This window comes from Paenibacillus dendritiformis (assembly GCF_015845845.1).
GTDB classification, from domain to species: domain Bacteria; phylum Bacillota; class Bacilli; order Paenibacillales; family Paenibacillaceae; genus Paenibacillus_B; species Paenibacillus_B dendritiformis_C.
Window position 1 is genome coordinate 1 of record NZ_LDIG01000138.1, and the last position, 13,001, is coordinate 13,001.

Annotated in this window: 13 protein-coding genes; 11 read left to right on the plus strand and 2 right to left on the minus strand. The window is 51.2% G+C overall.

The window, feature by feature from the left end; all coding sequences use genetic code 11:
• From ABD76_RS12895 to ABD76_RS12940, 10 genes are all read left to right on the plus strand, one after another.
• On the plus strand, positions 1–221 hold a 221-nt coding region (locus ABD76_RS12895; RefSeq protein ID WP_197257414.1), incomplete at its 5' end, for a transposase.
• Between the two features lie 172 nt (positions 222–393).
• On the plus strand, positions 394–1,152 hold the full coding sequence (locus tag ABD76_RS12900; RefSeq protein ID WP_242069553.1) for an SPASM domain-containing protein: 759 nt from the start codon (positions 394–396) through the stop codon (positions 1,150–1,152).
• A 173-nt stretch (positions 1,153–1,325) separates the two neighbouring features.
• Complete coding sequence (locus tag ABD76_RS12905; protein WP_197257438.1) at positions 1,326–2,615, plus strand: MFS transporter; 1,290 nt, start codon at positions 1,326–1,328, stop codon at positions 2,613–2,615.
• 478 nt (positions 2,616–3,093) lie between these two features.
• A complete protein-coding gene (locus ABD76_RS12910) occupies positions 3,094–4,878 on the plus strand; it encodes a peptide ABC transporter substrate-binding protein (RefSeq protein ID WP_197257440.1) in 1,785 nt (594 codons plus the stop codon).
• Positions 4,879–4,951: 73 nt separating this feature from the next.
• Positions 4,952–5,899, plus strand: a complete 948-nt coding sequence (locus ABD76_RS12915) for an ABC transporter permease (protein ID WP_197257442.1) — start codon at positions 4,952–4,954, stop codon at positions 5,897–5,899.
• On the plus strand, positions 5,896–7,032 hold the full coding sequence (locus tag ABD76_RS12920) for an ABC transporter permease (protein ID WP_242069554.1): 1,137 nt from the start codon (positions 5,896–5,898) through the stop codon (positions 7,030–7,032). The genes ABD76_RS12915 and ABD76_RS12920 overlap by 4 nt, the downstream gene beginning before the upstream one ends.
• A 17-nt stretch (positions 7,033–7,049) precedes the next feature.
• A complete protein-coding gene (locus ABD76_RS12925) occupies positions 7,050–8,105 on the plus strand; it encodes an ABC transporter ATP-binding protein (RefSeq protein WP_197257444.1) in 1,056 nt (351 codons plus the stop codon).
• A 1-nt stretch (position 8,106) separates the two neighbouring features.
• Positions 8,107–9,060, plus strand: coding sequence for an ABC transporter ATP-binding protein (locus ABD76_RS12930; protein ID WP_197257446.1), 954 nt, complete (start codon positions 8,107–8,109; stop codon positions 9,058–9,060).
• Between the two features lie 182 nt (positions 9,061–9,242).
• On the plus strand, positions 9,243–9,443 hold the full coding sequence (locus ABD76_RS12935; RefSeq protein ID WP_197257448.1) for a DUF3906 family protein: 201 nt from the start codon (positions 9,243–9,245) through the stop codon (positions 9,441–9,443).
• A 66-nt stretch (positions 9,444–9,509) separates the two neighbouring features.
• A complete protein-coding gene (locus ABD76_RS12940) occupies positions 9,510–10,046 on the plus strand; it encodes an NAD(P)H-dependent oxidoreductase (RefSeq protein ID WP_197257450.1) in 537 nt (178 codons plus the stop codon).
• Between the two features lie 97 nt (positions 10,047–10,143).
• On the opposite strand, the gene ABD76_RS12945 is transcribed toward ABD76_RS12940, so the two are convergent.
• Positions 10,144–10,971, minus strand: coding sequence for a YitT family protein (locus ABD76_RS12945; RefSeq protein ID WP_197257451.1), 828 nt, complete (start codon positions 10,969–10,971; stop codon positions 10,144–10,146).
• A gap of 270 nt (positions 10,972–11,241) precedes the next feature.
• Here ABD76_RS12945 and cshA point away from each other — a divergent pair, with 270 nt between their 5' ends.
• Positions 11,242–12,786 carry a degradosome RNA helicase CshA gene (gene cshA / locus ABD76_RS12950; protein ID WP_197257453.1) on the plus strand — a complete coding sequence of 515 codons (1,545 nt, stop codon included), beginning with the start codon at positions 11,242–11,244 and terminating at the stop codon, positions 12,784–12,786.
• 90 nt (positions 12,787–12,876) lie between these two features.
• Here cshA and ABD76_RS12955 read toward each other — a convergent pair whose 3' ends face one another.
• The gene (locus tag ABD76_RS12955) at positions 12,877–12,978 is read right to left on the minus strand and encodes a sporulation protein YjcZ (RefSeq protein WP_168180192.1); all 102 of its coding nucleotides are present in this window, start codon (positions 12,976–12,978) and stop codon (positions 12,877–12,879) included.
• Positions 12,979–13,001 lie beyond the last annotated feature (23 nt).

Sequence of the window (13,001 nt, forward strand, 5' to 3'; positions counted from 1 at the left end):
GTTGCCGTTTGGCTCCAATGGTCGAAGTCGCTAAAATGCTGCAAAATCACTACGATGGCGTTGTTCGCTGGTTCTCGTCAAAGCTGACGAATGGCCTTCTGGAGGGAGTGAATAGCTTGTTCCAGGCCGCCAAACGGAAAGCTCGCGGATACCGTTCCGAGAAAAACATCATCGCCATGGTGTACGTTCTGGCGGGCAAACTTAACTTCACATTGAAATAAGAAAAGAACTGGCTACAGCATGGAGCCACGCATCGCTCGCACCTGAACCAATTCCCTTGTCCAGCCACCAGTATGTCCATTTACTGGCATGTTTATGCTGCTACAGAAGGTGAACGCAGAGCGAAGCATCTATACCAATTCCCTTGTCCGGTTTTCAAAGATTTTCAAAGGGTTGATAGAACCATTTGTTCTCATAACATTGCTAGTGGCGAAGAGCCAAACAGAAAAGCATGACCGTTACCGGGTTGGGAGATTTGGAGAAAAAACTTTCGACACGATTTTATCAAATCTTATTCAAATGAAGCACAGTCCCGAAAATTTTCACATTATTATCCGCTCAAATATCAATGACGAAGTAGCCACAACGATGAATCAATATATTTCATTGATGGGAAAGTTATTTGCAGAGGACTCACGTTTTACTCTACATTTTCATCCTATAAAAAATTTAAAAAGAGAACAGACCTCTGATATCTATTTATGCGATAAGAAAGAATTATTTGCTTTTTATGATAAAGCGAAAGAAGAGGGTTTTAATTTCGATTATTACAAGCGATCTTTATATCCCGGTGGTTCGGAGTGCTACGCTTCCAATCCTTCTTCTCTAGTTATCGGCTCAGATGGAATGATATATAAATGTACTGTTGCTTTTAATAACCCTTATAACCATGTAGGTGATATATTAGAAAACGGCGATGTAGTAATCGATCAAGAGAAATGGAGTTTGTGGACTACAGGCGGTGTTAATGAAGACCCGGCATGCACCAAATGTTTCTTTAGGCCTTCTTGCCAAGGAAATGCCTGTCCGCTGAAACGTATCGAATCAGGAATAACCCCATGCCCTCCAATCAAAAAGAATGTGAAGAAATATATGAAACTTGTTAGCGAAGATTACTCATTCACTGCATCAACATGCGAAAGCATATTATGACTATTATATTGACTTTTATAGATAAATAACATATATTGATTCAAAGAAACAAGGGGGGAGATTTGAATAAATAAACATCAATATGATGGAATTGGATTTTCATCAAATTTGGTGGATCTAATCTGTAATGAAAAAGTAGTGGAAGTTAGATAAAAATGAAAGGGCGTAGTTTGATGCAGCAGGTTTCGAAAGCCGCGCCCCAATCCGGTATTTGGGGCAATCGCAATTACCGCTTCTTTTTGACGGCGGCCCTTATTTCCAGTCCTGGTTATTTTATTTATATCATCGCCGTGGAATGGCTGATGCTCACGATGTATGAGTCGCGAAGTTATTTGGGCATGATGCTGTTCGCCTCAACGTTCGCCAGGCTGTTGTTTACGATCTATGGCGGAATTATTGCCGATCGGTTAAACCGGAAATTGGTCGTTCTTGTTTCGCAGTGGTCGGAATTGCTTCTTATCGCGTCCATTCTGACCTGTTATCTGACCGATACGCTTACTCCGATTTTCCTGATCATCGTTTCTTTTCTGTTTGGCATTATGGATGCATTTTCCGGTCCGGCGCATTCTTCCATGATCGTCTCCATTACCGATAAAAATTCTCTGCAGCGGGCCAATGGACTGTTGCGGATGGCCGGACAATACAGCCTCATTATCGGGCCGCTTATTGGCAGCACATTAATTGTTTCTATCGGATTTACTGGCGTTTTTTTGTTTTGTATAGCAACGCTTCTCATTTCTTCATTGCTTATCGCTTGCGTTCGAATCCCGCCGCAGCAGGCTGAATCCACACGACCAACAACCCCATGGGAGGACTTTCGCGCATCGCTTGCTTATATTCGGGGGCATCGCATTTTGCCGTTTACCACCGGAATCGGTTTCCTCATGAATTTTTTTATCGCCGGACCGATGGGAGTCATGATTCCGATTCTGGCCCGGGATATTTTGCAAGGCAGCGCCTTTGTGCTTGCTTGTCTGCAGATCTCGCTAGGCATCGGGTTTATACTGGGAGCGCTTACGACCTCGTTGTGTAAAACGTTTGTTCGTCCCGGGCTTATGATGCTGTGCTTCTTGGCTGTCGTCGTGCTCGGCTATAGCGCACTCGGATTCATACAGCAGTTTGCGCTGGCGGTATGCGCGCTTTTCGCAATCGGCTACTCGATCCAACTTTCGAACATTCCCATTTTTACATACATCCAGAAAACGACAGAGGCTCATATGCTGGGTAAAGTGACAGCGATTATGACATCTGTATCGACCGCATTGACTCCGTTATCTTTGGCGCTGATGTCGTATCTGTTGCATCTAGGCGTCGAACTTCAATCTGTCGTTCGCGTGTATGGAATTTGTTTGATGCTAATCACAGCGGGCGCTTTTTGTATTACGCCTCTGCGGACATTGACTGATGAGACTTCAGCGGTCAACCATACAAATGCAGTCAAGGATGACGGAATATCTACATAATTCATCTTTCATCATAAAGCGGATGCATATTCGGGTTTGCAGTTCGTGCAAACCCTTTTTTAGGTAGAGCTGCCTCGGAGACATAGCAGGCCTCTGCAGTTCGGGTTCCTATGCTGCTCCTAGTGCTGGAACATAAACCGTTTTATAGGATCAATTTCTCTTCTTGATTAAGTTTGACAATATACCCCTTCGAGATCGCATACTTATATCTTGACTACGATTTGTCACTTTGATAGGCTTTTAATAATTGCATTCCACTATTTTCCTCGAGCGTATACTTCTTTGTAACCAATGTGATGCATATCCTTTACCCAAAGATTTGATTTGGTAAGAAATTGGATCATAATTGCATTAATTGATATTTAATTGATTCCATGAGGAATTTTGTCGATGGAATAGGTTTTCTGCATGTCCATTTTTATTGTTACCCGCACAAATTGACATACATGAACAAATATTTTATTGAGGAGGGGATCTTATGACACAGCCAAAAAAAACGTTTCTGGTGATTTTGGCCATGTTGATGGTGCTGTCCTTCTCCGGCTGCACCAGCGGAGGCGGCAATGACGCCAGCCCGGCGAAGCAGGAGAACACAGAGGGGGAGAGCAAGGAAAATGGCGGGCAGAAGGAGGCTTCCGCGAAGTCAACCGTAGTTCGTTTCTCCGGATTGTCGGCAGAGACATTCAACCAGCACACAAGTGAAAGTGCGGAAACATCAACGTTGATGGAGTATATTTATGGAAACTTGCTTGAATTGATCTATGACGAGGCTACAGACAATGTGAAATTTGTTCCTAACCACGCCGTTGATTTGCCGGAGACAAGCGACAACAAAACATGGACCTTCAAGCTGAAGGAAGGACTGAAGTGGTCAGACGGGACGCCGATAACGGCGCATGATTACGAGTATTCATACCGGATGCTGCTGGACCCGAAGCTGGTCAACCGCAATGCGTTCGTGTTGTTCGATAATATCCCTGTTGTAAGCGCTAACAAATATTTTAAGGGCGAGGCCAAATGGGAAGAGGTCGGCATTAAAGCGAAGGATGATCTGACGCTGGAAATCGTCCTGGAGACGGAAATGCCCGAAATTGATGTCTTCCTTAACTTCGCGGGCGGGGGAGCGACATCGCCTATTCATAAACAGTTGTATGAAACCGGAATGAATGCGGACAGAACCGCCACGACCTATGGAACAACGCGGGAGCAAGTCCCTTCCAGCGGGACCTACCGTCTGACGGATTGGGTGCGCGACCAGTACCGCATATTTGAGAAGAATCCGGATGCGCCGCTGAAAGACGTATATACGCCGGACCGCATCGAGAGCCGGGTCGTCTCGGAGAGCGCTACGCGCATGCAGCTCTGGGAGAAAGGCGAGATCGAATATGTCACGATCAGCGGGGAGCAGTTCGACAAATATGGCGACGATCCGAGAGTTGTGTATACCGAAGCCAGAGGCGTGTGGGGATATTATATCAACTCGGAGTCGAAGAAAAATCCGATTTTGGCGAACAATGATTTGCGCAAAGCATTGTTCTATGGAATCGATCGCGAAAAAATAGCAAAAGGGATATTTAAAACCTACAAGCCTGCGCCGTATTATATCTCCACCTTGTGCATGGTAGGAGACTATAAGGATGGCCTAAGGTACCGGGAGACGGAAGCCGCCAAGGCGATATTGCCTGAAGGAACGGGCTATGATCCGGAGCTGGCGAAGGAATACTTCGACAAAGCTTATGCGGCGAACGGCAACAAGAAGATTACGATCGAGATCACTTACTTCGACGGTCAGGAAAATATGAAGAGAACGGCCGAAATGACGGAAGAGCTGTACGAGAATCTGTTCGGCCAAGACCGGCTCGACATCAAGCTGCGCGCCATGCCGCCTAGCGCCGCTTACGACGCATATCGGGATGGAGATTTCGAGTTGGGCATCGGCTCTATCACCCAAAACGCGTTCAACCCATGGGCCAGCATGAAGGCATGGAGAACCGATTTCCCGAACCGTTCGCATCGATTCAGCAGTCCTGAATTCGATGAGCTGCAAAAGCGGACGACGACCGGAGATTTGCTGCTGAAGCCGCAGGAAAGACTCGAAGCCTTGGTGGAAATGGAAAAAATGCTGCTAGATTACGTTCCGCAAATTCCGGTCTTCCAAAATGATAATGCGGTGCTGTTTCAGGACCGGATTGAATTAAAGACCAATGGGAGGTACTTCCCAGCGGTCGAGTTTGCTCCACTGCAATCCATTATTCATGACTAAGTAAACGGTTGGAGATCTTGCACGGCCTTCGCTGCGCAAGGTCTCCGAATTTGCGAAAAGGAGCTTCAGGCCCATGCTGCGTTACATATCGCAAAGACTGGTTGCGATGGCAATCACTATGTTTCTGATCATCAGCCTGTTATTCTTCTTAATCCATTCGATGCCCGGGAGCATCGTAGACGATCCGATGCTCCCGGAGGACGTGAAAGAGCGCATCGAAGCGAAATATCATTTGGACAAGCCGCTTGTTGTCCAGTACGTATACTTTTTGGAAGATTTCCTGACCTTCAACTTCGGCGACTCCATCAAGATGCAGCCGAATGTCCCGGTCTTCAATATCATTAAGGACAAGCTGCCGATCACGATTCAGCTCAATGTTTTTGCGCTTATCTTTACGCTGCCGATCGGCATTCTGTTCGGCATTTGGGCAGCGCTGAAGAAGAATACCGCCACGGATCATACGCTTAATATTATGGTCGTGCTGTTCATCTCGGTGCCGTCCTTCGTCATCGCGGCGCTGCTGCAATATATCGTGGCGTTCAAGTGGGAGCTGCTGCCTATCCTGCTCTCGGCGGAGCAATCGCTGAGCTGGACGAAGCTGAAATCGATGATTTTGCCGATCCTCGCTTTATCCTTTGGTGAAATCGCGATCATTACCCGTTATTTGCGGGCGGAATTATGCGAAGCGCTCAACTCGGACTATATGTTATTGGCCCGCACGAAGGGACTGACCCTCGCGCAAGCGACCCTGCGCCATGCGATTCGCAACTCGTTCGTTCCGTTGGCGAATATTATTATTCCGTTATTTTTCTCGATCCTGTCGGGAGCAATCGTGATCGAAAATATTTTCGGCGTCCCTGGTCTCGGCTCTCTGGTCGTTAACTCGATTAATGCTCTTGATCATCCGTTAACGATTGCCATCATGTTCTTTTATTCCTTGATCGGCTTGATCAGTATTTTAGTCGTGGACTTGTCATACGGCATCATTGATCCGCGGATCCGCATGGGAGGGAAGAAATGATGAAAATCGAAATCGAGAAACGGCAAGGGGAGAACCCGTTCGAGCTGGTGCAGCGCGAGAAGCAGCTTGCCGATCAGAAGTTCGAGGGCCAGGCGATCGGCTTTTTCAAGGACGCGATGCTCCGTTTCCGCAAAAATAAAGCGTCCACCGTTGCCGCTTTTTTTATCGGCTTGATCATCCTTATGGCAATCATCGCACCGCTGGTCAGCTCCTTTACATACCGCGAGCAGCATATTGAATGGACCTTGCTGCCGCCGCGCGTGCCGGGGCTGGAGAAGCTGGGCATCTTCGACGGTACGAGGACGATGGACATTCAAAAGGCCAGTCTGGATGTGAAATATAAAGACAGCGTCGTCAAAATTATCGATGAATTCGAAATGGATTATCGCGGCCGCAAAATACCGATGGTCAAAGCGAAAGTCGATATGTACCAATTAAAAGAAGCAAAGGATCAATATTTTTGGATGGGCACGGATTCGTTGGGACGAGATCAGTGGACCCGACTGTGGAAAGGGACGCGAATTTCGCTTCTGATTGGATTTATGGCCGTTACGATTAACGTGCTGATTGGCATTACCTACGGCTCGATTTCCGGTTATTACGGCGGCAAGGTTGACATGATTATGCAGCGGATTATCGAAATTTTGAACGGCGTGCCGCAGCTTGTGCTCGTCATTCTATTCGTCATGTATTTGGGAGCAGGGATAGTCCCGATCATTCTGGCGATGGTCATCACCGGCTGGATCGGGATGAGCCGCATGATTCGGGCCCAGTTCTACAAATACAAGGGGCAGGAATATGTATTGGCATCGCGAACGATGGGGGCCAAGGATCGGGTGCTTATCTTCCGGCACATTCTGCCGAATGCCATCGGCCCGATCATTACGCAGGCAACGCTTGCCGTACCGGGAGCCATTTTCACCGAGTCGTTCCTGTCTTATCTCGGATTGGGGATCGCGGCGCCCGAGCCTTCGATTGGTGTTCTCCTGGCGGACGGTCAGAAATTGCTGCTGGACCATCCACATTTGACGCTGTTCCCGGCCATCGTCATCTCGATTCTGATGCTCTCGTTCAACTTGTTCGGGAACGGATTGCGGGATGCTTTTGATCCGACGTTAAGAGGCCAAGAATAGGAGCGGGGTGAGGACAGATGAATGCGACAACGAACAAGGAAACGGTATTGCAGGTCAAGGACTTGCGCATTACGTTCAATACCTTTGCCGGCAAGATTCATGCCGTGCGCGGCGTAGGCTTCGACCTGCATCGCGGAGAGACGCTGGCGATCGTCGGCGAGTCGGGCTCGGGCAAATCGGTGACGAATAAAGCGATTATGGGCATTTTGTCCAAGAACGCCACTATTGAGGGAGGGAGCATACTCTATCAAGGGGATGATCTGACCCAATATACCGAGCGGCAATTCACGCAGATCCGCGGCACCAAAATCGCGATGATCTTTCAGGATCCGATGTCTTCGTTGAATCCGATCATGAAGGTCGGGAAGCAGATTATGGAAGCGCTCCGGGCGCATAACATCAGCAAGGCGAAGGCGCGGCAAAGAGCGCTGGAGCTGATGGAAGCGGTCGGCATTCCCGATCCGTCCAAGCGGTTCGAGCAGTATCCGTTCCAATTTTCCGGCGGGATGAGACAGCGGATCGTGATCGCCATCGCGCTGGCGAGCGATCCGGAAATATTAATCTGCGACGAGCCGACAACGGCGCTGGATGTGACGATTCAAGCGCAAATTCTCGATCTGATCAAGCAGATTCAGAAAGAGCGCCAGTTATCCGTCATTTTTATTACGCATGATCTGGGCGTTGTGGCGAATGTGGCGGATCGGGTAGCGGTCATGTATGCCGGCAAAATCGTGGAATACGGCACGGTGGATGAAATTTTCTACAATCCGAAGCATCCGTATACCTGGAGCCTGCTCGTCTCGATGCCGGATCTGGATATGAGCTCATCGGATGAGCTGCTCGTTATTCCGGGGACGCCGCCGAATATGCTGTATCCGCCGAAGGGGGATGCGTTCGCGCCGCGGAACCGCTATGCGATGCGGATCGACTTCGAAGAAGAGCCGCCGATGTACCAGGTGAGCGAGACGCATTTCGCCGCCACGTGGCTTCTTCACCCGCAGGCTCCGCCCGTACAGCTTCCCGATATCCTGAAGCGGCGGATAGCGCAGCAAACCGAAAGGCTGGTGCGATAACATGATGAATTCGACGGCAACGCCGGTGCTGGAAGTGAAAAATCTGAAGCAGTATTTCACGAGCGGCTTCGGACGAAAGAAGACGGTGCTCAAGGCGGTCGACGATGTCAGCTTTACGATTTACAAGGGGGAGACATTCGGTCTCGTCGGCGAATCCGGCTGCGGCAAGACGACGACCGGCAGGACGATTATCCGTCTGTACCAGCCTACGGGCGGGGAGATCTATTTCAATGGGAAGCTGATCTCGGGTCCATTAAGCAAGGAAGCGAGACAAGAAGTGACGCGCGGCATGCAGATGATTTTCCAGGACCCGATCGCTTCGTTGAACCCGCGTATGACCGTGAAGGAAATTATCGGGGAAGGGCTGAAAATCAACAAGCTGTGCAAGAACGATAAAGAGATGCTTGCCATGGTCTATGACATCCTGGAGACGGTCGGCTTGACGAAAGAGCATGCGAGCCGGTATCCTCATGAATTTTCAGGAGGCCAGCGGCAGCGGATCGGCATCGCGCGGGCGCTCATTACGAACCCCGATCTCATCATCGCGGACGAACCGATATCGGCACTGGACGTGTCTATTCAGGCCCAGGTGCTGAATCTGCTGAACCGGCTGCGGAAGAAGCTCGGATTGACGATATTGTTCATCGCGCATGATCTGTCGGTCGTCAAATATTTTTCCGATCGAATCGGCGTCATGTATAACGGCAAGCTCGTGGAGCTGGCCCGTGCCGATGAATTGTACAAACAGCCGCTGCATCCTTACACACAGTCGCTGCTGTCGGCGATACCGCTGCCGGATCCGCATCACGAGCGGAACCGCAAGCGGATATACTACAACCCGGATATCCATGATTACAAGTCGGAACATCCGGAGCTGACCGAGATTCGGCCGGGTCATTTTGTCTATGCGTCTCCGTCGGAAGCCGAGGCATATAGAAAAAAGATATCGCTCTAGGTGAACCTTAATGCACCGCGGCACTCAGAAGGCGGATCTGAGGCGCGGTGTGTTTCATTCACGGAAGACACCAGACCAAAGCCTCTCCCTTGAGCGATCAGTTTTTTAAGCTGTGGATACACCCTGTTCTTGACGGTTACTTCCTGTTTATGTATGATTTCCGAAAGGGGAGGGAGGAAGGCATGTACATATATCGGTTGGAAGCGTCATCGGCGAAGGGACCGTTCGTTTGCGTCGTGGCCGCGGAGTCGGAGGCAGAAGCATTCGCGCATGCGGAAGCGTATTTGACGCGCGAAGCGCCAGGCGCAGAATGGACGGACCTGGCGTTATTGGAAAAGAAACGCTGCCGTTCGGGCAGCGGGTATATCATTCCCTCCCGTTAGGCAAGGTTGTTCATCCATAGACGATGTTCGCTGGCCAACCGCAACATGACGGAAGGAGAGAAGATGGTGCGTATTGTATGTATTGCCGGGAGCAATCACGCGGATGCGACCAGCACCAAGCTGGTGCGCTATATCGCCGCGCGGCTGCAAGAAAAGAATCATGAGGCGGAGGTCGTAGAGCTGCATCTCCTGCCGCTTCCTTTGTACAATCCGGATGTTGACGAGGAGAATGCGAACGTGCTTCGCCTGAAGAAGGCGGTCAAGGAGAGCGACGCGATCGTGCTGGCGACGCCGGAGTACCATGGCAGCCTGTCGGGCGTGCTCAAGAATGCGCTTGATTATTTGAACTGGGATTATTTTAATAATAAGGTTGTGCTTTCGGTCAGCTCCGCCGGCGGCGCGGTGGGCGTCAGCTCCTTGTCCCAACTCCAGACGATCGTGCGGAATCTGCATGGAATCAACTGCCCGGAATGGATTTCGATCGGAGGAGATCAGCGGGAGTTCACGGCTGACGGCGTGCCGACGCATGAGAATGTCGTACAGCGCGTGAACAAGACCCTGGATTATTTCCTGGCGTTGGCGAAGAATACGCGCGACCTGTAGCAGGTTATCCGGATGGACTCATAACATGATCGAACAAGCCCGCCCTCGCTTGGGGCGGGTTTTGTTTTTTGCTGAAGGGCATGTCCCCTGCAGAACGCTACTTCGACAGCGGGCGGCGGAAATTGCCGATGACGCCGACGGTCTCCACGATATTGACGAACGCCTTCGGATCGATCTCCATGATGCTGCGCTTCAGATCGGGCAGCTCGTAGCGGGTCGTCACGGTCATGAGCATATCCTTCTCGATATCGGTGAAGGCGCCGCGGGTTTTAATAACGGTTACGCCGTGCGGAAGACAGAGCAGCTTGTTGATGAGCGCTTCTTTCTCCCGGGTAATGATAAAGACGGTCACCTTGTAATGGTTGATATAGATTGTGCCGATGACTTTGCCTGTCGTGAAGATGGACACCATGGAATAGAGGACAAGCTCCCATTCCTGGGATATGTATCCGTGCGAGAAAATAACGGCGCCGTTCAAGATAATCAGGATGTTCTGAATCGAGAAATCGCGGTAGCGGGTCACGATCGATCCGATGATATCGAAGCCGCCGGACGAGCCCCCCACGCGCAGCGAGATTCCGCTCCCGATTCCGACGAGCGTTCCGCCGAAGACGGCGGCAAGCAGCGGCTCATTGGTCACCGAATGAACGGGAATGACGGTCAGCAGCCAAGTCGTGGTGGCGACGCTGAGAATGCTGTACCCGATGAACCGCTTGCCCAGTACGAACCAGCCCCAGATCAGGATCGGAAGGTTGAAGGTGAAATACAAGACGCTTGGATTCCAGCCGGTCAAGTAATTCGTTACGAGCGACACGCCCGATAACCCGCCGCTGAGCAGATGGTGCGGAAGCAGGAACAGATTGAAGGAGGCGGCGATACAGGCGGCGCCGATAATAATCGTGATGCAGTGGAAAATTCGCTTCAACGTGATGTCACCTCATGAGGTAGTATTGGTCAGTTCGGAACTGGTATTCTGTCAATCGTTTATGTTATAATATGCTGGATGTTCTTGAGTAGGCTTATGTTACCCACGTTGACCATAATATGATTACATGGTGGAAGTCCCCCGTGCAGGACCCCTCCGCATTGTATATGAGAAGGCGAACGGCTGGAAGTGCCTTTCGTCACCATTGTCGCGCTACTTAAGAATACAGACAAGGCTGTGGATTGTCCACAATGAAGGAGTATGAATATATTGAAGACATTTGTTGAATTCGGCCTGGAGCCGAAATTGCTCCAAGCGATTACGGAATTAGGGTTTGAAGAAGCCACTCCGATTCAAGAAAAAGCGATTCCGGTTGCCATGACGGGACGTGACTTGATTGGACAGGCTCAGACAGGAACAGGTAAGACCGCCGCATTTGGAATTCCGCTTATCTCCAAGATTGACCCGTCGGAAGAGCGAGTCGTCGCTCTCGTAATGACCCCTACCCGCGAATTAGCCATTCAGGTAGCCGAAGAGATCGGCAAGCTGACCCGATTCAAAGGAGTTCGTTCCCTGCCGATTTACGGCGGACAGGATATTGGCCGGCAGATTCGCGCACTGAAGAAGCATCCGCAGATTATTATCGGAACGCCGGGCCGCTTGCTGGACCACATTAACCGCAAGACGATTCGTCTGGACGATGTGCAGACGGTCGTATTGGATGAGGCGGACGAGATGCTCGACATGGGCTTCATGGAAGACATCACGTCGATCCTGAGCCTCGTGCCGGAAGAGCGCCAGACGATGCTGTTCTCGGCCACGATGCCGCCGAACATCCAGAAGCTGGCGAATCAATTCCTGCGCGATCCGGAGCATGTCTCTGTCATGCCGAAGCAGGTGAGCGCTCCGCTGATCGAACAAGCCTATATCGAAGTGCCTGAACGGGCGAAGTTTGATGCATTGAGCCGCTTGCTCGACATGGAATCGCCGGAGCTGGCCATCGTATTCGGCCGCACGAAGCGCCGTGTCGACGAACTGTCCGAAGCGCTGCAGAAGCGCGGCTATTCCGCTGACGGCTTGCACGGGGATCTGTCCCAGAACCAGCGCGACAACGTCATGCGCAAATTCCGCGACGGCAGCATCGACGTGCTCGTCGCTACCGACGTGGCCGCCCGCGGCTTGGACGTATCCGGAGTTACCCATGTCATCAACTTCGACCTGCCGCAGGATCCGGAATCTTACGTGCACCGCATCGGCCGTACCGGCCGCGCGGGCAAGGAAGGCAGCGCCTGGTCGTTCGTTACGCCGCGCGAGATTGACCATTTGAACTTCATCGAGCGGGTGACCCGCCACCGCATTCCGCGCAAGCCGATGCCGACGCTGGCGGATGCGATCGAGGGCAAGCAGCGCATTGTCGCCGAACGTTTGATGGAAGTGCTGAAGGATACGGATTTGAACGAATACAAGGGCATTGCGATTCAACTGCTTGAGCAGTACGATTCGGTGCATTTGCTGTCCGCGGCATTCAAGCTGCTGACGGGCGAGAAGAAGGATGTCCAGATTTCGCTGACGCCGGAAGAGCCGATTCGCGTGAAGCGCCGCAAGCCGGACCTGCGCTCCAGCGGGCGCAAGCTGTCCGCGCCGTATAACCGCGGAGGACGCCAAGGAGATCGCCGCGGAGGCTATGGCCGGGATAACCGTGGCGGATATGGCCGCGACAACCGGGGCGGCAGCCGCGGAGATTACCGGGACCGCAACGGCGATCGCAGACCGCGCCGCTTCAATGACGAAGGACGCCGCCAGCGCGACGAATAGATGTGAAACGGGAATGGCCGAAGCCGTCCTGAGCATAAGACAACACAAAGAGCCCGCAATGATGCGGTCTCTTTGCGTTCAGGCGCCGAACTAGATGATAAGGGCGCGGCTCACGATAACCAACAGAATGAACAACACCAGAATCGTACCTGTCGACGTCCAGAAACCGCCGTATCCTCCTACGTGGCTCATGTTACAACCTCCTTTAGAACTTA

What these genes read in the sequence shown, in the direction of transcription:
- ABD76_RS12905 (WP_197257438.1), top strand. Translation starts at nt 1,326, where the DNA reads ATGCAGCAGGTTTCGAAAGCCGCGCCCCAATCCGGTATTTGGGGCAAT.
- ABD76_RS12910 (WP_197257440.1), top strand. Translation starts at nt 3,094, where the DNA reads ATGACACAGCCAAAAAAAACGTTTCTGGTGATTTTGGCCATGTTGATG.
- ABD76_RS12915 (WP_197257442.1), top strand. Translation starts at nt 4,952, where the DNA reads ATGCTGCGTTACATATCGCAAAGACTGGTTGCGATGGCAATCACTATG.
- ABD76_RS12920 (WP_242069554.1), top strand. Translation starts at nt 5,896, where the DNA reads ATGATGAAAATCGAAATCGAGAAACGGCAAGGGGAGAACCCGTTCGAG.
- ABD76_RS12925 (WP_197257444.1), top strand. Translation starts at nt 7,050, where the DNA reads ATGAATGCGACAACGAACAAGGAAACGGTATTGCAGGTCAAGGACTTG.
- ABD76_RS12930 (WP_197257446.1), top strand. Translation starts at nt 8,107, where the DNA reads ATGATGAATTCGACGGCAACGCCGGTGCTGGAAGTGAAAAATCTGAAG.
- ABD76_RS12935 (WP_197257448.1), top strand. Translation starts at nt 9,243, where the DNA reads ATGTACATATATCGGTTGGAAGCGTCATCGGCGAAGGGACCGTTCGTT.
- ABD76_RS12955 (WP_168180192.1), bottom strand. Translation starts at nt 12,978, where the DNA reads ATGAGCCACGTAGGAGGATACGGCGGTTTCTGGACGTCGACAGGTACG.